Annotated in this window: 10 protein-coding genes; 5 read left to right on the top strand and 5 right to left on the bottom strand. The window is 57.9% G+C overall.

What is annotated here, in order from left to right; all coding sequences use genetic code 11:
- Positions 1-27: 27 nt before the first annotated feature.
- Both NB063_RS16875 and NB063_RS16870 read right to left on the bottom strand, forming a co-directional pair.
- On the bottom strand, positions 28-381 hold the full coding sequence (locus NB063_RS16875) for a helix-turn-helix transcriptional regulator (RefSeq protein WP_250929920.1): 354 nt from the start codon (positions 379-381) through the stop codon (positions 28-30).
- 436 nt (positions 382-817) lie between these two features.
- Positions 818-3,040 (bottom strand): sigma 54-interacting transcriptional regulator, encoded by a 2,223-nt coding sequence (locus NB063_RS16870; protein ID WP_250929919.1) that lies wholly within the window; start codon positions 3,038-3,040, stop codon positions 818-820.
- A gap of 363 nt (positions 3,041-3,403) precedes the next feature.
- Between NB063_RS16870 and NB063_RS16865 the strand changes: the two genes are divergently transcribed.
- From NB063_RS16865 to sufD, 4 genes are all read left to right on the top strand, one after another.
- Complete coding sequence (locus NB063_RS16865; RefSeq protein WP_250929918.1) at positions 3,404-3,655, top strand: 4Fe-4S dicluster domain-containing protein; 252 nt, start codon at positions 3,404-3,406, stop codon at positions 3,653-3,655.
- A 168-nt stretch (positions 3,656-3,823) separates the two neighbouring features.
- Entirely contained in the window at positions 3,824-5,269 is a 1,446-nt protein-coding gene (sufB, locus tag NB063_RS16860) for a Fe-S cluster assembly protein SufB (RefSeq protein ID WP_250929917.1), read from the top strand.
- Between the two features lie 149 nt (positions 5,270-5,418).
- Entirely contained in the window at positions 5,419-6,183 is a 765-nt protein-coding gene (sufC, locus tag NB063_RS16855; RefSeq protein ID WP_250929916.1) for a Fe-S cluster assembly ATPase SufC, read from the top strand.
- Positions 6,184-6,256: 73 nt separating this feature from the next.
- Entirely contained in the window at positions 6,257-7,579 is a 1,323-nt protein-coding gene (gene sufD, locus NB063_RS16850) for a Fe-S cluster assembly protein SufD (RefSeq protein ID WP_250929915.1), read from the top strand.
- A 200-nt stretch (positions 7,580-7,779) separates the two neighbouring features.
- On the opposite strand, the gene NB063_RS16845 is transcribed toward sufD, so the two are convergent.
- The gene (locus NB063_RS16845) at positions 7,780-10,815 is read right to left on the bottom strand and encodes a CHAT domain-containing protein (protein ID WP_250929914.1); all 3,036 of its coding nucleotides are present in this window, start codon (positions 10,813-10,815) and stop codon (positions 7,780-7,782) included.
- A 292-nt stretch (positions 10,816-11,107) separates the two neighbouring features.
- On the opposite strand from NB063_RS16845, the gene NB063_RS16840 reads away from it, so the two are divergent.
- Positions 11,108-11,626: a zinc-ribbon domain-containing protein gene (locus tag NB063_RS16840; protein ID WP_250929913.1), complete on the top strand. Its 519-nt coding sequence runs from the start codon at positions 11,108-11,110 to the stop codon at positions 11,624-11,626.
- 59 nt (positions 11,627-11,685) lie between these two features.
- Here NB063_RS16840 and NB063_RS16835 read toward each other — a convergent pair whose 3' ends face one another.
- Both NB063_RS16835 and NB063_RS16830 read right to left on the bottom strand, forming a co-directional pair.
- Positions 11,686-12,903 carry an aminotransferase class V-fold PLP-dependent enzyme gene (locus NB063_RS16835; protein WP_250929912.1) on the bottom strand — a complete coding sequence of 406 codons (1,218 nt, stop codon included), beginning with the start codon at positions 12,901-12,903 and terminating at the stop codon, positions 11,686-11,688.
- Positions 12,858-21,812: a polysulfide reductase NrfD family protein gene (locus NB063_RS16830; RefSeq protein WP_250929911.1), complete on the bottom strand. Its 8,955-nt coding sequence runs from the start codon at positions 21,810-21,812 to the stop codon at positions 12,858-12,860. Before NB063_RS16830 ends, NB063_RS16835 begins: the two co-directional genes overlap by 46 nt.
- Positions 21,813-21,895: the final 83 nt, after the last annotated feature.

Genomic DNA, 21,895 nt, shown 5'->3' with positions numbered 1-21,895 from the left:
GGGCACTCGCGGTGGCTAGTTGCCGCATTAACCGTGAATCAATTGCAATAGATCCCCGATCGTGCGGTGTGCTTCGATCGGGTGCCGTAGGGTTTGGTCTGACAACACTTCATAATGGTTCTTTCGGCCGACTTTCTCGCGGCGGATGAACCCTTCTTCTTCCAGGTCCTGCACAATCCGCTGGACCGCCCGCTCGGTGATCCCGACCTGGACCGCGACTTCGCGTAACACCAAATCGGGGTTGGCGTCGAGCGCGATCAACACGTGCGCGTGATTGGTGAGAAACGTCCATCGTGCTGCTGGCGCGGACGTCTTGTCCACCGACGCCACCGACGCTTTCGCGGTGGATACTTTGGAAGATCGCGTGGCTGGTTGCTTCATGATCAAAAAATACCGCTCGTCATCAGGTAGGTGTCGGCCCTAAGTCCTTCGTGGCCGCTCGCAACCTACAAAACATACCATTTAATTCACGAAACAGAGTTCGCAGAAAAAATTTGCGGCCAGAAAACTGCGATTTTGTCCTGATGTGGAGCCCCGTTCGATCCCCCCGCAGTTAGTTGAACAGCGTCACTTTCTGGCAGAGACGCATCGGAGTCTTCGCCTAGCCCCGAGCTCAGCCACTCCAACGCTCCTAAGGCGGGTAACGCCCGCAGTTCTCGGCCTCGCAGAGACCACGCCACGTGAATAGTGGCGTTATCTTGTTAGAACGTTTCTAAAACGAGACGTTGGACATGGCTAGGTAGCCACCTTCGTTGCAACTTGGTCCACCGTCTGGCGACGGTAGCTACAGCAAAAATCCAAATGCTAATGTGCTGACTCACTCGTGCTGGCGGCTGGATTTGATTCGGTGCTTCCGCATCTTTCCGTATAGCGTTGTGGGCTTGAGCCCTAACGCGACCGCGGCACCGTCGTGGCCGTAGACCTTACCGCCACACCGATCCAGCGTATCGAGGATCGCGCCCCGTTCGATCTCCGCGAGCGTGGCGTCCGAACGTGGCGCTGCACCGAAGCCAACCACATCGGCATCACCCACCAACGACATGCCGCCGAACGAATGAGTGTCTTGCGGTTCGTTGCCCGACAACGCACCGTTGCCGGACAACCACGACGAATCGAGAGACAGCGTATCGCCGCGGCTAATGATCATTGACCGTTCGATGATGTTTTCGAGTTCACGAACGTTGCCCGGCCAATCGTACTGCATCAACACTTCCATCCCGCGGCGATCGACGCGGGTAATGCTCTTGTTCATTCGCGCCGAAAAGCGGCCGATGAAGTGATTCAAAAGCGCCGGAATGTCCTCACGCCGCTCTCGCAGCGGAGGCACAACGATGGGAAAAACATTCAATCGATAGTAAAGGTCTTCGCGAAAGCGACCTTCTTCGGCCGCGGTCTTGAGGTTTCGGTTACTCGCCGCGATCACACGGGTATCGATATCGATCGGTTCGCTGCCGCCGACTCTTTCGATCACCCGTTCTTGCAAAACCCGCAGCAGCATGACTTGGGTCTCCGCGGGCACCTCAGAGATCTCGTCGAGAAAGATACTGCCGTGGTGCGAGAGCTCGAAACGGCCACGACGCAGCTCCGTTGCCCCCGTGAAGGCGCCCGCTTCGTGACCAAACAGTTCACTGGCGATCAAAGACGGAGCGAGCGACGCGCAGTTGACTTTCACCATCAGATTGTCACGGCGGGAACTGGCGTCATGGATCGCCCGTGCAATCAACTCCTTGCCCGTCCCTGTCTCGCCGAGGATCAACACCGTCGAATCTGTCAGTGCGACTTGCTCGACCGCGACCCGAACCTGCCGCATCGCGGGAGAGTCACCGATGATGCTTCCGAAATCGTTGTCGGTTCGAATTTCATCCCGCAGGTAAACGTTCTGTTGTTCGAGCTCACTCTTTAATCGATCGATCTCGCTATACGCCGAAGCGTTGTCGAGTGCGATCGACAATTGGGCACAGATCTCCCGCAATAATTCGAGATCCCAGTGATCGGGTTGGTTCTCACGGCGCGACACGATCCCCAGCACACCGACACTCTGTTCACGCGAAAGCAGCGGCAAGTAAACCTTCGAACCGTATCCCACTTCGAACAGCCTGCGATCTTCGGGAAACGATTGCGCCTGCTTGAGCGACCGCACGACCTGGGGAACCCGGTGCTGCATCACCCAATCAAACGCGGAACCAGGCAGCGGCTGGGTCGGGATCTCAGCCCAATGCGAACGGTCGCCGTTGAACTCGATTGCGAATCCATGCCGCGAGGTCGCACGTCCGGCCACCAACAACAAACTAACTCGGTCGCATCCGAGTTGTTTGTGGATCTGGGTCGCGGCGTGGCGAAAGACCTGACGCACATCGAGGCTCGAGTTCACGACTTGGCCCATCTCGACGAGCAAACGATAGCGGCTCTCGGACCGCCGAAGCTGTTCGGTTTGTTTGTCGACTTCTTTTCGAAGCGTGTCGAGGAAATCGTCCTTGGCTGAGTTTGCCCGGGCGAGCTCCTCGTTGGTCTGTTGCAACTGGCCAATCAAGCGGGTTTTTTCCACACCGATCGCGATCGGGCTCGCGAGGCGGCCGAGCAATTCGGCGTGCTGGTCGGTGTATCGATCTTTCTGACGGCTGGAAAAAAAGATCACCCCGATCGGTTTGCCATCGGCGAGCAGCGGCAGCGTCAAACTCGATTTCATTCCCTCGCGAACGATCAGCTCCGTCGAACTCGAAGTCGGTTTTTGTCGCAGATACTCGTCGAGATCTGAGATGATCCGGGGCGCGCCGGTTTCGAGCAGCGGGGCAAGTGTCGAACCTTCCACGCGGGCGGCGTACCCGATCTTCAACTTCACTTCCCCATCGGACCGACAAGCGACGAGGCGGAGCACATGAGCGGGCTCCTCAAGTAGTGCCACGGCGATCCGGTTCGACGGCACGACTCCGGATAAATGATCGAACACGGAAGCGAGCAGCTCATCGAGCCCGTGGCCCATGTTGAGCTGCTTGAGCATCCGCTCGACGAGCCGTTCGTAAGTGGGGGAGACTGCGGCCAATGTGTGGTACTTTGCGGACGAACGAAGAGGGAACCCAGCCATCATAATATGATCGGATGACCAAATATCGACAACACGCCCATTTTACCAAATGCTAGTTTCACTGGAAAACTAACGCAGCGGCAAGACATCCACCTGCAACAATGACCAAATATGGTCACTCCGGTTTGTGGCAAACATTCCGAAAAAACATTTTAAATCGTTTGTAGTGCGTCACTTACGACCCGCTGGAACGCACCCGCCGGAAGATGTGGCACAGGGGATGCATAGATGGTTCCATGCCGTGGTGCATCGCCACCTTGCGGCAAACGTTGAATGGATCTTCCTCGTTACGTCTCTTCCCTTTTTCGCCAGCCTTCGACCATGGCCCACGTTGTTGCCGAACCGTGCTGCGACTGCAAACACACCGATTGCGTGGTGGTTTGTCCGGTGGAGTGTTTTCATCAGGGCCAACGCATGCTGTACATCCATCCGGATGAGTGCATCGATTGCGAAGCATGCGTTCCCGAATGTCCTGAGGAAGCGATTTACCATGAGGACCGGTTACCGGAAGATTGGGCACCGTTCCGAGACCTCAACGCCACCATGGCCCGACAAACACCTCTAGTGAGCTAACACGATCCTCGTCGTGGTGGTTCACCATCGGCGAGAAGCGGGCTACTTTACGACCACTCATAGTTTTAAGAATACTCAAACGATTTTCAGTCGCGAGCGATTCGCCGGTTTCCCTGATCCGGCTCTCCCCCGAACTGGCGTCCAATGACCATACCGGAGAAACAACAAATGTCATCTGAAAACGCGCTGCTGGAAGAATACGCCCAGCGTGAATACGAGCACGGTTTCATCACTGACATCGAGGCCGATTCGATCCCCGCGGGTTTGAGTGAAGAGGTCGTGCGACTGATTTCACAGAAGAAGAACGAGCCCGAATGGTTGCTCGAATGGCGACTGAAGGCATATCGCCACTGGCTGACCCTCGAGGAACCCAAGTGGCACAACGTTAAGTATCCACCGATCGATTACCAGGCGTCGGTGTACTACTCGGCACCCGTTCAAAAACCAAAACTGAACAGTCTCGACGAAGTCGACCCGGTATTGCTCGAAACGTACGAGAAGCTCGGCATTCCGTTGGAAGAGCAAAAGATGCTCGCCAACGTTGCCGTCGACGCTGTCTTTGATAGCGTGTCGATCGTCACGACGTTCCGCGAAACGCTGGAAAAGCACGGCGTGATTTTCTGCCCATTCTCCGAAGCCGTTCACCGCTTCCCAGAATTGGTTCAGAAGTACCTCGGCTCGGTCGTTCCTTACTCGGACAACTTCTTCGCATCGCTTAACTCGGCCGTCTTTAGCGACGGTTCGTTCTGCTACATCCCCAAGGGTGTGCGATGCCCGATGGAGTTGTCGACGTATTTCCGCATCAACGCCCAGAACACTGGCCAATTCGAACGTACGCTGATCGTTGCCGAAGAAGGCAGCTACGTCAGTTACCTCGAAGGCTGCACGGCTCCCAAACGCGACGAGAACCAACTCCACGCCGCGGTTGTGGAACTGGTCGCGATGGAAGACGCCCAGATCAAATACTCGACGGTCCAAAACTGGTATCCCGGCGACAGCGAAGGCAAAGGCGGCATCTATAACTTCGTCACCAAACGTGGCGCGTGCCGTGGCGACAATTCGCAGATCTCGTGGACTCAAGTCGAAACCGGCTCGGCGATCACCTGGAAATACCCCAGCGTGATCCTGCAAGGCGATAATTCGGTCGGTGAATTCTACAGCGTTGCGGTGACGGCAAATCATCAGCAAGCCGACACCGGCACGAAGATGATTCACATTGGCAAGAACACCAAGAGCACGATCATCTCTAAAGGCATCTCGGCGGGCGTTGGCCAAAACAGCTACCGCGGTGAAGTCAAGATCATGAAAGGCGCGACGAACGCTCGTAACTTCTCGCAGTGCGATTCGTTGCTGATCGGCGACAAATGTGGCGCTCACACGTTCCCCTACATTGAAGTCCGCAACACGACCGGCAAGGTGGAACACGAAGCGTCGACGTCGAAGGTCGGTGAAGATCAGATCTATTACCTGCGTCAACGCGGGTTGCCTACCGAGGACGCGGTCAACATGATCGTCAACGGGTTCTGCAAAGAGGTTTACGACGTGCTGCCGATGGAATTTGCCGTCGAAGCCCGCAAACTTCTCAACGTCAGCCTCGAAGGCAGCGTCGGTTAAACGCACCAACACAACCCCATCGCGGTGGAGCGTGAGCGTTCCGGTCCGGTTACGCCGGACGCGAGCCATCTTCAGATTCGCTCGCTATCGGCAACACGTGTTCTCCGCTCCTCCCATTTCCAATCACCCGATTCACTCAACCACCATCCATGTTAGAAATCAAAAACCTCCACGCCCGTAGCGAAGACACCGAAATCCTCAAGGGCATCAACCTTACGGTCAACGCGGGCGAAGTCCACGCGATCATGGGCCCTAACGGTTCGGGCAAGAGCACGCTGGCTCACGTCCTCGCCGGTCGCGAAGATTACGAGATCACCGAAGGTGAGGTCACCTACGAAGGCAAAGACCTGCTCGACATGGAAATCGAAGAGCGGGCGGCCGAAGGCGTCTTCCTCGCCTACCAGTACCCCGTCGAAATCTCCGGCGTTAGCAACAAGTACTTTCTCAAAGCCGCGATCAACTCGATCCGCAAACACAACGATCAACCGCTGATCAGCCGTGGCGACTTCGTTGCGATGTTGAAGGAAAAACTCGCGTTGCTCGGCATGGACAAATCCATGATGGACCGCAGCGTCAACGAGGGCTTCTCGGGCGGTGAAAAGAAACGCAACGAGATCCTGCAAATGGCGATGCTTGAGCCCAAGCTCGCGATTCTCGACGAAACCGACTCGGGCCTCGACATCGACGCACTCAAGATCGTTTCCCAAGGCGTCAATGCACTCCGCAGCCCAGAGCGTGGCATCATCGTCGTGACGCACTATCAACGATTGCTCGAATACATCGTGCCAGACAAAGTCCACGTGTTGGCCGGCGGCAAGATCGTCCGCTCCGGCGACAAATCATTGGCTCTCGAACTCGAAGACAAGGGTTACAGCTTCCTCAGCGAAGGCGCCGAAGCGATCGCCGCCAACTGAGAACGCTCCTTCGCTCGAATCCGCTCTCGGACCGCGATAAACCCTCACACCGAAACCAACCCGAACGACGAAAATGATTGCCACCGAAACCGACGCGTATCAAGAATCCTTTAACCAATTCCAGACTGACCAGTCGTCGACTGCGCCGGCATGGCTGACCGCATTGCGTCAAGCCGCAATGGAACGGTTCACCGAGTTGGGGATTCCCACCAAACGCATCGAAGATTGGCGTTTCACCAGTGTGAAACCGCTCGCGACGAAGCCTTACCAGAACGTTCAATCGATCTCTCTGGCCAACGGCGACGCCGAAGAACTGCTGCAACGCGCCAAACTCGATGAGTCCTTTCATCGTCTCGTATTTGTCAACGGCCATCACGTGCCGCAGTGGTCGTCACAACATGAGCTGCCCGCAGGCGTTGTAATCGAAAACCTCGCTTCGTCGATCCGCGACGGATCCCGAGACCTGCAAGGACGGCTGGGTCTGGAAACATCCGACGAGGCCGCCGCGTTCGTCGCGTTGAATTCCGCGTTCGTCAATGACGGAGCCGTGGTCGACATTCCCGAAGGCGTTGTGCTCGATCGTCCGATCCATTTGATTTTTGTCAGCGTCGAAGACGGGCACACCGTTTGTCATCCACGCAATTTGATCCGCCTCGGTAAAGGCAGCGGCGCGGCAGTCATCGAAACCTACCTCGGCCGCGAAGGCGACGGCTATTTCACCAACGCGATCACGCAGATCGAGCTGGACGAAAAGGCCGACCTCGATCATCACAAGCTGCAACACGAGCAGACCGAGTCGCTGCACATCGCATCCACGTACATCGATCAAAAAGACAGCAGCCAATTTCGGTCGCATTACTTTTCGTTCGGGTCGTTGTTGGCGAGAAACGAGATCAACTGCATGCTCGATGGCGAAGAGATCGTCTCAACGCTCAACGGGCTCTACATGCCGACCGGCGAACAGTTGATGGACTGCCGAACCCGGATCGACCACGCCCGACCGAACTGCAACACGTATGAGTTGTACAAAGGCATCCTCGACGATCGCGCCAGAGGCGTCTTCAATGGCAAAATCTTTGTTCACCAGGACGCCCAGAAGACGGACGCCAAACAGAGTAACCAAGCGCTGTTGCTATCCGATGACGCGGTCGTGAATACCAAACCGCAATTGGAAATCTACGCCGACGATGTCAAATGCACCCACGGTGCGACCATCGGTGAACTTGACGAGAACGCACTTTACTACCTGCGTTCGCGTGGCATCGCCGCTCCGTTGGCCCGCAAGATGTTGATCTTTGCATTTGCCAACGACGTCGTCCAAGGCGTCGAAATCCCTGCGGTTCGCCAACATCTCGAAACCATCCTGCTCTCGAGTCACGGCTTGCCAGACGTTTAACGATCGGTTGTTTCTAAGTTTCCGCTACTCAAGATCTGGTTGAGCACGCGGAAACGGATAGGGGATTTCTGCCTGACGCCGACATAACTCGCTACGGTTAGAGCATTGTTGAGAACGACGTAGGTTCTTCACGGTCACTACGTTCGCCGGAACGTCGTTCACCGTCTGGCGACGGTGGCTACAGCGAAAATGCAAATGCTTTAGTCGTCTGAGAGTGGCGGTTCGAGGTCGAGTGAACCGGCACCGAGGTACGTCGCCCAGAACAGCGGCTCGTTACCCGAAACGGCCGGCGTGTCCGTGTCTGGTTTCCCCAACAGAGGCTCACGCGACGTCGAGAGTTCGGCCTGCCGCAGCATCGTCGACCCACGTCTCAGTGCCGCCGCGAGCGACGTGTGCGGGATTTCATTGACGATCTCCGTCAACACTGTCGCGGACGACGCACCGCCGGTCGGCCAGCGACACAGCCCGACTTCGCGAACACCGGACGCTCGCAGCGCCGCCATCGGGAAGAACAGTTCGCCGCCATCACCGAGTTTGGTTGTCTCAGCACTGGTGCGGAGCCCAGCGATGACTACCGATTTCGGACCGCTGGCGGGAAAACGGATCCAATCTCGAAGCGTGTCCCAATCGCCCCGGCCTGCGGCCCGTCCCGCGGAGTTATCGAGCGGTATGACGTGGGTCGACAGGGGGTCTGCTAAGTTCGGCGTCAGCGGCGCCGCGACAATCATGTGTCCAATTTCCAATCCGATGGTTTGCGTCGGCGGAGCTTTCGCAGGCGTTGTGACAAACGGATTGTCCGCTGGCAGCAAAACGTCGTTGAGCATCGCTTCATTCGCGTCGAGGTCTCGCAGGGCGAAGAACGTGCCGGCGACCATCCCGATGCGATCCGCCGTCGTCGCGGCACCGGCATTCCGTAGAGCAAAACCGGGTGTCGGTGCATATTCCACTCGGACGTCATCGCCCCACATCGAACTGGACAACTCCGTCGCACCGTTCTCGTTTGCTTTTGGTTCATGAATCGCCAGCGACGGCAACAACTCAAATGGCAAATACCACAGGGCCCCATCGGGGACAACAATAATCTTTTCGAGCCCCTCTTCGCTCCAACCTGAACTCTCGGGCAATAGGAAACTGCGAAGCTTGTAGGCCGCCTCTTTCCAATCTTTATCACTATCGGGCAATCGTTTTCCGCGAACGCGAGAGGCACCGATGTCTTGCAACAGACGGTTGACCATGGGGATCAACCGAGTGGCGGCAGGAATCACCCAAGCGCGTGTGTTGCCATCGCGTGTTGCCGTCGCAACGATCTTTCCCGAATCAATCACAAACGTCAGCAAGCAGACACCATCGGGAACCTCGGCGACGTCGGTCGCGGCCACCGCCGGCGGGTTGAGTTCGGGAACATGGATTCGCGAGAGCGTTAAATCGCTCAACTCCGCTTCCATCGCGATCGCCAGCGACTCCGATCGCACGGAAACGTTGTCGCCCGGTGGCGGCACGATCAGTGACGCCTGTGTTTTCTCTCGCAAGCGGGTGAACGCGGGCGATGGATCGGCGAGAATTTCTCGAGCAGATGGCCAAAGTGAATCCGCTGGCGAGGTCGCGAGCGTCCGCAGTTGCAGCATCCTTCCCTGCAACGGCAATCGCGAGGTCAGCCGTTTGGCGAGCACGCGGTCGGACTGCCGCAGGACACCGGGGCCATCGTTTTCCATCAATGCCATTCGCATCAACGCCGCATGCATGGCCGAGTCATCGTAGTACGTCGCCGCGAGGGCATTGAGCGGATCCTGTCTCCACAACGCGATACCTACCGTCCCCGAGTACCCGGCAAGCATCCGTTTGGCGGATTGGTTTCCGATGTTGCCGCCGAGACTCGCCATGACGATGTCGGCTTGATACATGAACGGCATCGAGATCACGGGTCGTCGCTGATCTCGTCGATCGAGGACAAAGTCCGCGACACTTTTGAGAGCCGACGCCATGTCACCGGCGCCCGACGCACCGATCGGTTGCCCGCTGCGGGCCGCCAATCTCGCGGCGATGTAGGCACCGTAGGCTTGCAATCGCGGCAGTTCCACATCGCGACGAGTGGCCAACGTTCGTGCAGACTGCAAGTACTCCGCGGCCACATCGTTTCGTCCCGCGGAAACGGCGGCATCTGCGGCAATCAGATAGCAATGCAACGACGCGAGGCGAGATTGCCGAACGAGCGATCGCCCGGCGAGCACCGCGGTTTGTTCGACTCGGGCTAAAGTCGCTGGGTCGGCGACACCCACGGCAATCTGCAACGCTTCCCCGATCCATTCATACTGGTCGAGTGCGGCCGACACGTTGGTGATCTGTGCGGCAGTGGAAATCATCAGCGCGCGAGCCTCCGGGCTGAGCTTTCCCGTGTCGTCGCCCGCGGTGGCTACTTTCATTGCAGACAACATCAAGATTGGAGTGATCGGGTGGGCTCCTCCGGGTGACGCGTATTTGCTAGCGCGGTCGACGACGGTCTTGTCTTCGCCGATCGCGTAATACTCGCAACCTCGCATCGCGTGCACCAAACTCTGGCCCAACGGATGGTTGATCGAAGATGGCATCTTGGTCGCTTCGAGCACTTCGCGAGAAAGTGTGTCGTCGGGACCAAGCGGACCTAGCAGTACGCGGCGGCGGTGCATCAGCTTGGCGATCGATTGCATGATGGTGATCGCGTCGATGCTTTGGATATTCGGCGTTTCGATCACGCCTCCGGCCGCGAGGGATTGTTCGGTGACGGCCTGTCCGCGTTGGATCGGGATGCTCGTCGGCAGCGGCAACAACCGAACCGCGGCGACTTCCGGCCAGAGGTTGTTGGTCGCTTGTTTGATCTGGCCGGCTAGATTAATCCCCGAAAAATCAAGTTGTCCGAGCCATCCACGATTTCGGATCGCGATCCGTGCGGCTTCATCGAGTTGCAGTCGACATGCGGGCAGGTGTCCAAGCTGCCAGTAACATTCTGCGAGCATGACACGTGGTGGAATCGCGTCGACCCATTTCCCGTTGATATCCATCCGTGTGCCACGGGCGGCAAACTCGAAACCACGAATCGCGTTTTGGATGTCACCGTCGCGATAGTAACGCATCGCCTCGTAGTACGTTTGCATCGGATCGGTTCCGGTGCGGCCTATCACCTGGGCCGACACACGCACGTCCCCCATTAGCGAAATCGTCAACACGGTCAGGAATGCGAGGAGCTTCGTGTGCAATGTCATCGGATGATTCGGTGAATTCATGCTAGCGTTGATTTGCGGCGATCGATCAGACACCCTTAGTTTAGCCGTGTTGTCGACTGGACTCGAACGATCTGAGCGATACCGAAGGTGGTGGCGCGTCGCGAGGTCCGTCGATGGCGGATACAACGATTGTATGCCCGTCGTCGCGAAGGTTGCGTCGACTGTTTAGAATGCGGGCACTGTTTTTCAGCGATTACGCCCTTTTCCCTCTCACCTCACCCTCTCTGTCAGATTTTGTCCGTATCAGAGAGGGGACAGAACATTCGGTTTCATGCCTGTCATTCAATGCCCAAGCTGTCAAAAATCGCTCAATGTCAAACAAATGCCAGCGGGTGGGCGGATCAAATGTCCAGCGTGTGGCGGTGTGATTCCCGTTGGAGGGGCCGCCGGAGCGAGACCGACCGCGGCGCGTCCAGCAGCCTCGGGGCAGCGCAAGCTATTGACGCCCGAAGACGAGGGCTTTGATTTCGGGCAAATTCAGTTTCCGGCCGCCGGCCCCGTCGCGGTGACGCAATTCCCCGACAACCCGTATTCACGATCGGCTTATCACGGCCCTATCCCTGGCGACCCGCTCGGCGAATACATCGGCGGACCGGCCGACCAACCGGATGAGGATGGCGGGAAACCTCGTGGGAAAGCCAAAGGCAAACTCAGCCCGCTGGCGCTCGCGGCGATTCTCGGCGGAACGTTGGCGTTCCTATTAATCGCGATCGTGATCGGAACCGTCGTGGCAAGTTCTGGCGGAGACGAGGAAGCCACACCCGCGGCCGAGACCGATAGCGGTTCGTAACGATCGACCGCTGAAGGCAAACTCGTCCCAGATCGCTGGAATCGCGTGCGAAAAACGGCTCACAATTCGGCCGCAATGTCTTTGACCGCCTGAATCACGCGGTCCACGTCAGCCGGAGTGGTGCCGTGCCCACAACTGATCCGCAACGTCCCGCCGTCCTGCGTGCCGAGACACTCGTGCAGCAGCGCCGCGCAGTGGTAACCCGATCGGACTTCGATCCCGAACTCGGAATCGAGGATCGCGGCAGCCTCGGCAGGGGAAAGCATCGGTCCAAAATCGATACTCGCGATCGGCAACTCCCCGCGCCCGCCGACTACTCGCACACCGTCGATCGATCGCAATCCATCATGCAATCGGTTCGCTAGCCCGTTGAATGCCCCCGCAACCGGCATCAACCGTTCGAGGGCAGCCCCCCAACCCGCAATGGCGGGCACGTTGATCGTTCCCGGTTCAAGCCGACCGGGCATTTCCAGGGGCATTTGCTCGGCGAGCCCGTCGTGTCCGGTTCCGCCCTGGATTGTCGGTTCGATCACCCCATGCAAACTCGGATGCACGTACAACATGGCGATTCCCACCGGCCCCCCGCAGCCTTTATGCGCCGGCGCCGCCAACAGGTGCACGCCCAACCCAGCGACATCGACGGGTAGATAACCAAACGTTTGGGCCGCGTCGCAGAGAAAAACGATCCGGTCAGACGGCTCACGTTCGGCATTGCGTTGGGCGATCACACGTCCGACTTCCGTAACGTTTTGCACCACGCCGGTGACGTTAGACGCGTGAGTCAGCGCGACCAAGCGGGTGCGATCATCGATCGCGTCAGTCATCGCCTCAACGTCAACGTGTCCATCATCCTGACAGGGGATGATTTTGAGTTCGGCACCGGTACCGCGCGTCGCCGCCCGCAACGGCCGCAACACGGAATTATGTTCCACCGCCGATGTGATCACGTTGTCACCGCTGCGCCCCCGCTCCGGAACGATCCCATGGATCGCCACGTTGAGTGCTACCGTGCACCCACCATGAAAACTGATGCAACTTGGGTCGTCGGCACAAATCGCGTCTGACAACCGGCCACGTACATGAGCGACCAACTCGCCGGCTTTGCGTGCGGTCGTGTAGTTACCTCGTGACGCACTCACGCCACAATCGCGGATGAAATCGGTCATCGCCTCAATCACGCCGGTTGCTTTCGGCCAACTCGTCGACGCGTGGTCAAGGTACAGCCGCGGCACTACTTCATTCCCTTGCTTGACCGCTTCCAATGTGACTGGATCCATTTACGAGGCAATTCGCTACCGCTCAACACGACCGCGGCGACCATTAATCCGAGTGCCATCGGGATCGGCATGAGTACCAACCCGATCGCGCTGAGTACGAAAAGCCATAATGATGGATGCCCCCAATTCACACCAGGCATCTTCGTGGGCGGAGACAGATCGGCATCCGACGGACTCGTCCGGTTCCGTGGAAACATCACCACGACCAAAATCAAGCATGCTAACGACAGGAACAATCCCCCCCGAATCACCTGTTGGCGAGCATATTCGCTGAGCGGAACACGTTGTTTCGCCAACAATCGCACCGGCAACAGTCGACCTTTCCAAGCAAACGTCCAGCGATCGACGAATCCGGGCGGCGTCGACACCGCGAGAAAGTCCGACCACGTCGCCGAAGCGACTTTCGCATTGAACACACCGCTACGTTGCACCAACGATTGCGAACGACGAAGCGAGTCCTGTGAAGCGGTCGCGTCCAGGAGCCGTTCATCACCAAACGTGTCTACCGAAAAATAACGGGTCTCCTGGGCCAGGATGAAGGCGTCCATTTCTTCCCAGCTCAATAAACGTTCGGCGATCTCGCTTTCGGCATCGGAGAGACCATCGGGTTGGTCTTCAATCACGGGAGCACCAATACGCCGTCCCGCGGCATCACAAAGCATCCGATACCTCAAAATCCACGGACGCAACCACACCGCGACTTCTTCGTCACGTCGATCGGCCAACGCATCCGACGACGAGCTGATCGCCTCGACGACACACGAGGCGAGCCAACGCACCCGCGTTTGCGATCTGATCGGAGAAGCCGAATCCGCCTTGTCGCCGAGGACCATCAAGTAGCGTTTGAGCTCCGTCATAACCTCACGATACCGGTCCGCCGACCGCTCCGGTGCACTCGTTTGCACCGGGAGTTCACACCAATCCACACTCGCCGGGGTCTCGTCTTGCGCCAAATCCACCAGCGTTGGCAGGAGCACACCTCGCGACTCTCCAGGGAACGCGATCAGTACTTCTACCGTCTGGCTTAATCGGCTCAGCGGCAAGGGCACATCCCAAATGACTTCGCTCGGTTCTTTCGGGTCGATTGACTTTGTCGAACTGTCCGTCGGTTGCGTTCGCGGTAACTCTGGCAGGCGTTGCAAGTCGGCGGCCCGCGTTGCCGCCCAGACGCCGATCAACTCCGCCGAACTCGGAATAGATAACCGCACCGAAGATTGATCGCCCGGTACAACGTCAAATCTGCTGACCAACAGCCACTGTTCTTCCTGAGGGCGGACCAGCACACGATGATCGGCGTGGATTAGTCTTGCGATCCGATCGGTACGCGGCAGTGTCTCAAGGTCGATTGACCACCCGGGACTTGTCACGGCATAAACCGACAACTCCGAATTCGGTTCGGGATTTTCCTGCGTCGACGACGCCAGCGATGGTGGCAGTGCTGTGGGACCGGCGAGATCACTGTCGACTGAGGTATCAATCCGCCAACGTGGCTTTTCGATCGGCCCAGCAAAATTGCTCCGCCAACGAACCTGCTCGTTTGTCAGACGCGTCGGTACCACCACGTCAATCCGATGTCGTCGCACGTCCATGATTCGGATTTCAGGAACACTCACGCGGGTAATCTCACTCACCGCGAGTCGGCTAATCAACCGGAAGCGACGCACATGCTCCCATTTTGATTCGTCACCGACAGAGACCGGCCCGCCGTCAGTCGACACGGCGGGTTCGGTAGCGGACGGTACCTCACGGACCAGTTCTAGACGCAAAACCTGCAACGCCGGATCGAGCGTTGGCTGTCGCGATGAGATACACAACGGCACGATTTGCAACGAGTCACACCACCGAGTCGGCAGCGCGATATCCAGATAATCGGGGCAATAGTCACTCGTGATCACGCAATCGGTTTGTGCGGTCCACCTTCCCTCTTCCCATCGCAGCGTGATGCGAGAATCAACGTCAAAAGGTTTGCTGTTGCGGCGAACCCGGAAACGCGCCGCATCAAACGCTTCGAGAATGGGGCCGGTGGCGGTGAATCGATCGATCAACACCTTCCCCGCAGCCAACAAAGAGGCACCGTCTTCGACTCCGGCGTCGATCCGTTGGCCGCCGATCGGCTTCGTCCATTTGACGAGCGCATCGATACTGCGAGTAATTAACAGCTCGTGCGATTGATCAAAATCATTTGTCCCGCCGTCGTCCGTACTCGCAGCGTCTCCGGAATTGACAATTTTCGTGAGTCGAAAGAGCGGCAACCGATTCACTTTCCCCGCGGCGGCCAACGGTAAAACCGCGGTAACTTTGACTCGAAATCCGACCTCCTCGCTGGTCAGCAAGAGTGTGGTCAGCTCGCCCTGTTTCAATACGGTCCATGGTTGCCGCGTCGGGGCACCCCCGTTTGCCGGCGTGTCTGCGATTGCATTAGGCCCCAAGTCGAGCCTGGGATTGTCGTCCGTCTCGCTCACCCCCGACAAATCCCCCGCCCCGCCGGTTTGGCCACCGGCTGTGAACGAAGAAACGGGGTCATCACTAATCGGTTCAAAATTCCAATCGAGCAGTCGGGCGCCGGCCGGCAATTGCACCGCGTACCGTGTCGCTCCAATGGTGGCCGCTGCCGCCGGCGTGCCGACGGTCGGCTTGTTCATCTCAGCGAAGAACTCGACCCGTTGAGATTCATTGTCGATCGTGATTTCGTGCCGGGTGACAAGAGGCGTTTTCGGTTTGGGAATCCTTCGCAACCTCAAGTCCGTCACGGTCCCGACCGCAGCACGATTAATCGAACTGAGATACCCCGTCCATTTCGCATAAAACTGATCCACGGCCAGCGGTTCGAGTTCGCCGATTTGCGACCAATCCGGTTGCAAGTCATCCGAAAATGTCCAGGCGACCCACGGCAACGATTCGTCCAGTGATCTTCGAACGGGCCGTCGTACCGAGTCGACTCCTGAAGTCGGGGAATCCTGCGTCGCAAGCGAGGGCACGTCCAACCGACCAACGCTCGCGATGCGTCCTGTGCCGATCTCGACCCTTGGCATGCGTATTTGCCATTCCCCGTCCTTCGGTGTCGTGAGCGTCCATCCCAATCGAATCGATCGCGTGGGAGTCGCCAGCGACATCAGACGCAACGTCTGCTCTGAAGCATCTTCGGCCCCGGAAACTTCTTGTTTGGTCCAGTGCTGAGTGAGCAATTGGCACCGCCGCGACTCGAGATCATCGAGTATGACCGTCGCGTTGGCGTTGCGAGGTGTTTCTCCCGATCCCCGGCCCGACTCAGCTTGCGATTCCTCCTTCGTCGGCGCGGTGTCACTATCGTCGGATTGGTTGTTCCGATATTCGATTCCGACATCGCGGTCGTCCGGTGTTTTCACACCATGAACCTCGGGAACGGTTGTCGTGATCGCCACGATCGCTTCGGGAGGCAACGGGCTGCGCGGTTGAATCTCGCACTCGATAACGGTTTTGCCACTTTGGGAATGAACCCAAAAACGCTTTTGCCAATAGTCCTCCTCATCCCACGGTAACTTGGAATCGGTCGTCTGCCTGCCGGATGTTGATGAAGCGTCTTGAAACTGATAACGCAAATTCAATTTGTCCCTCGGTCCGAGATGAATCACATCGGTCGACTGAGAGTATTCGGACGCGATCGAAGCTGCTTCGCCTATCGTAGCGCGAGAAGCTTCGACGGGATAAAGATCCAACTGCCAACTCGAGTTCGGGTTTTGCAGCATGACCGAGTCGACGACTTCGCTAGCCATGATCCGAAGATCGGCGACGGCCAGAGGCGGTAAGACCGCCGACACGAGCACCCACGGTTCCTCCCACTCGAATTGGCAATGAAGCGTCAGATGGATCTCAGACGACTGAACTTCATCTCGATCGCGTTCCGAAGCAGGCAATTCCACCCAGACCCATCCGTCCCCGTCGTCACCCCAACGGAGCGATTGACGTTCCACACCATCCTGGACGCGTGAGACCCCCGCGACTTGTTCGAATCGATAAGGCAAACGCAATCGCCGAGATTCCGATGGAAGCACCAATCCGATTTTCGCGGTCAACTTCGCCGCTCCCGACTGCCGCAATCGATCCCCGGTGAGCGTGGCACGATTGATCACCGCATCCGACTCGCCTCTCCGGTCCAACGTGCTGCCACTTTCAAAAAGGCCGTCTTCTTCGGTCAGGTGAGTACCGATCCGCGGGAATCCCGATAACGCAGCTGCTTCCACCCCGGCGGGGTCGCTTGCACGTAGTGGGGACCGCAATGCTAACTCATACGATACGCTTTGGATCATCGGCGACTGAATGCGAGACCTCACGTCGCTGAAAAAGAGTTCGTTATAAAATGCCTCGGGGATGTAGATTTTGTTCCCCAGCATTTTCCCATCGCTCTTGAGCGGCACCAGCACATCGATCGCCGGCAGCGATTTATCCTTGAGCGATAACGCTTGATTCACGGGCGCCGAAATGCCGTCTGGTGGTGCTTGAGCGAGCACGACGCGCCCGTCCCCGACCGACGAGGCAAACGTCAAGACGAACGCAATGAGCAACGGAACGATCGACGAACTCGAGAAATCACCCTCCGAATCATCATCCTTTCGTTCGCTTTTGATCGATGAAGAATCGTCTCCCGAAACGATTTCCTCCGCATGCACTTCACTCGAGATAATCTCCCCGGCGTCAAACCGCCGTGTCCATGAATCCGAAGACGATGGCGGCGCGGACAAGGGATTGAGCGGCTGTTTGGCAGCGGGGGCCGATTGGCGACTGCCCGTCTGAGAGGGATGCGAGTCACCAGCCTTGAAATCTCGCGGACGAGACATTTCCGACCTCGACGAGTCAGGTCGATACGAAGCTCGATCTGCGGACCGTGATATCGCTGCCGATTTCACGTTCGAAAGACTGCCACGCGAGGAACCCGGTGCGGGCTCCTCACGGTCTCGAAGCCAAACCGATGTGGTGAGCTGCAACGCTCCGAGGGTCAACGGCACCGCCACAAACGCAACCAACGGCAACGCAGCCGATGGCCATAACAACGCCGCCGAAACAGCCAAAACAATCCCCGCTCCGATTGCAGGCAGCCCTCGATAGCCAACAAGCCGGGCGAGACCGATTAAAAAGAACGCCGCCACCCAACCGATCGAACCGAGAAAACCCGCGGGCAGCAGGAGAGGCATCGACACGCCGGAAGTTCCCAAAAACGCGGCAGGAAACTGAAACACGCTCGTACCGGTGGCCGCGAACAGTTCCCGCCGGGCATCGACCACCAATTGATCGATTTGAATATCCGGGAATTGAAACCATCGAAACCAGTCGCCGCGCGTTGTCGGTGAAATCCAGCTGACTTCGAGCCGAGTCCAACGCGGTGCCGAACCCGCCGACGTCCACACCGCTTTTTTCATCGCCGCAGCATCCAATGCAGAAATTCCCCGCGGCGCATCCGATGTGGCAATTGGCGTGGGCGCTGGCAACACGATGCCGCGTCCCGGAAGAACTCGCGGTGTAATCAGTTCGCCATCGCGGCGGACTTCGACGAGGTGCAACGAGAGCGGATAGGTCAATTCCATTTCCGAATCGGAGCGGACCAAACAACTTAATTTCAAGATGTCGGTGCCACTGACCGATGCCACCGCGGTAATCCGTTGTCCAACGATCAATCCTGTCGGCGAATGGTGCCAACGCGGCATCACCTCGATCCACGGTCGATCATTCGGTTCGTAACGATACCGGGCAGTTCCAAACGATGACGCCCCGGGGAGAGACCAGCGTGTTTGAGCGTGCACCGGCAATTGGCTGCGACTGGTGTTGCTGCTCTCAAGAGTGGGGACACCTTTGAGAGTTTCGAAGTGCTGCTTCAATTGTAGCGACGCATCGATCCAGACTTCCGCCGATTGAGAGGCCGCATCAGGCACGTTGGGTAAACCGATCGTCAACTTCGATCCATCTTGTCTGATCGACTCGCGACGTCGTCCAATCAGAAGCGACTGATTCGAAAAACGCGGCGGAAGCGTGATGCGAACCTCCCACGAATGTGCCCCTTCAATGTATTGCCGCGTGATCGCGTCGTCGTCGAGCGCGAACTCCGGTTGATTGCTTTGCAACTGAACCGACCACTGCATCGCCGACCAAGGCGGCATCGACTTCGATGTCGACTTAGAACTACCGTCGGACGCATTCGGATCCGCAGCAAAACGCAGCCGCATCGACCGGATCTCACCCGCCGTCCCCTCCGTCTTGACCTCGAGAGTTTGCCAAACATGATCGATCGGACGCGGGCGCGTGGAAGATCCCAGTATGGAGTTTTCCCCACTCGTAACCTTGGCGGTGGGAGTCGAATGTCCGCCCCGCAACAGCGTTCGCAGCGATACCGAAAGATTGACATCCGGTTTCTCGAGCGACACCACCGGAGTCGCTTGGATCGCGCCGCCAAATACGATCGCGTCTCCGGGTAACGGAGCGAAAAAGCGGCGTTGCTCGGCTGACAAATCCGAGAACGCTTTGCGTGAAGGCTCGATCGCGGCTTTTGCCGACCAACTCAAGTTGGAAGGCGGAATGATCGTGGCCAATAATTGCCCCGGACAATCGGCCGCTCGGATCAACCACAGCGCACCGACGTATTGAATTGATTGACCCGCGATCGCGGCACCACGGTTGCTTGGCGGAACCACTCCTCTGGCACGAGGCGGCGCGGGATCCTTCGGTTTCGACTGACTCGCCGCCGTGTTCGCATCCAATGGCTTTGCTTCTTTCGCCTGGTCAGTTCCGACGAGAACATCTCGCCCGGGCTGGACCACCTGTTCTTCTGTCTGGGATGGCGCAGGCTGCCCTTCCTCGGCCGAATTGTCTGAGGCCCGACGTGCCAAACTATTGCGACGTGCCCGCGCGGTGACGTAGATCGAAACCCGATTATCAACGACTTCATTGCCGCCCGGCCAAATCATCAATTGGCGACCACGTCCCGCTGGTGGCCCTGTCGGCACGCTCCGCCGCGCTTCGCCGACACCGACAAACTCAAACTGAAAACCATCTTGCAACTCAAGGTGAATCGGCTTCACCGAGCCATAAGGCATCTCAACCGTAATCTTTCCGCGTGCTTGAATCGAAGTCTCGTCCATCTCGAAACGCACCTGATGGTTCGCAAAAACCAGTGCGTCGTTTTCAGAAATCGAAACCGACCACGGATCGCCTGCAGCGGGCGGCGGTCCCGATGCCAACCATGTCGCCGTCGTCTCCGTGGCGGCGGTCTCCTGATCCCCTTCGAGTGTGGAAAGCCCAAGTCGATCACCACCGAGCGAAAAATCAGACGGCAGGCTACGGACGTTCCATCCGTCCGGCAACCGTGCCTCGTTAAACACGCTCCACGAAGGAATTTCCAACTGGAGCTGCCATGTTTGTGGGGGCACAAAAAAACGCTGGGCTGGAAACAACGGGCGCGGCAAACGAACCTGCTTGCCCCGCTGCTTGGAAACTCCTTCGAACACCAACGAGGTTGATGCCGTCCCGCCTATCAAAACTCTTCCCGATCGCGCGTCAGATTCACCGACGGGTATGTTGGTCCAGCGAACTCGTTTTCCGGTCCACTCGAATGGCAAATCAACATTGTCTCGTCGCACTGCGGTTATCTCGGCATCTTCCCAACCGAGTTCGGATAGTTCGATCGATTCGTTCGCGTCGATGGTCAACCGACACGTCCAACGCAATTGGTCCCCCATCCACCGAGACTGGATCCGACACCCACGCACCACCGTCATCACGGGTGGATCGTTGGATTCTCCGAAATGGGACGACGCCGCCATCAATTCGTCGCGTGAAGAGACGTCGCCGATCGGTTGCAGCAGCAGACTCAAGGTTTCCCCGGGAGTTGGTTCGATCAAATACCATTTGTCGACACGCATTTCTCCGGACGCCCGCGAGCCATCGGCATCCGCAAGGATTTGCTCGAACCTTTCGTCTTTAAGCTCCATCTCCGCAATCGTTGGCGGGTGATCCAATTCCACGATCGCTCCACCTTCGGCAGTCAATCGCTCATCGGCGGCGACGCGAAGATAGAACTGGGCGACGGTGGCATTGGGCAGACGCAAGGCCCATCGTCGCCCTCGGGCAACGTGCTGGCAGCGGGCCGACCATTCAAAATCGACGACACCGCCAAGGGGTCCGATCGCAAAACATTCACCCGACAAGTCACTGACGATTCGCGGACGCAGCGGCACAGCGGCCTCCACAACATTGTCAGCCAATAAGGATGAATCAGCTGCCGGATTTCTCTTGCGAGCGGCCGGATCAATCAGGCTCACGTTCACCGGGCCAAGCCGGTAACGCAGCAGTGAGAGGGATGAATCCGCCGTCTCGTCGACATCGAAGTGGCCGACGTGTTCCGAGTCATTCGCATCCGGCAACTCCAATCGGCTCGCCCGACTAACCAGCTCGTTCCCATTGACCTCTGCGATCATCACCAGTCGATTGACAGGGACTTCGGAAATCTTCAACGATGACTGGGGAGCGTCCCGTAACGCTGTGGCTAAATCTTCGATCGAGATCGGCCGAAACGTTTCAGGAATCATGTCAGCCAACTGAGACCCATATAAAGCAATCCAGCGTGGCTTGCGGCGTCGCCACTCGGAGGCGGCCAACGGGTGATCGGGGCGAGCACGTTTTGTAACCGACTCAACCGGGAAACTTGGATCCTCCTCGACCGGATCCGAGTCCGGCTCGGTCCTCTCCGACTCCGACTCCATGTCCTTGGATTCCGCGTCCTCGGATTCCGTATCCTCGGATGGCTTGTCCTCTGGCGGAGCCGTCATTGATTCATTGGAACCGTTCTGCTCCCCCGCACCGGCTGCTTCACCGGTACCACTATTTGCACCGGAGTCGACAACCACGTCTTCCGATGAAGACGATTCGATTTGAGCGTGCGTCACCGGAGCGAACCAGATCGCCAGTAAAAGAACGCCAGCGAAAGGAATGCCCAGTTCGAACCGCCTCGAAACCAGCCGCCGTAGCC

Origin of the sequence: Aporhodopirellula aestuarii (genome assembly GCF_023701485.1) — a bacterium.
Lineage (GTDB): Bacteria > Planctomycetota > Planctomycetia > Pirellulales > Pirellulaceae > Rhodopirellula > Rhodopirellula aestuarii.
The sequence above is the reverse complement of the archived record's forward strand: the minus strand, read 5'-3'. Positions and strand labels throughout refer to the sequence as shown.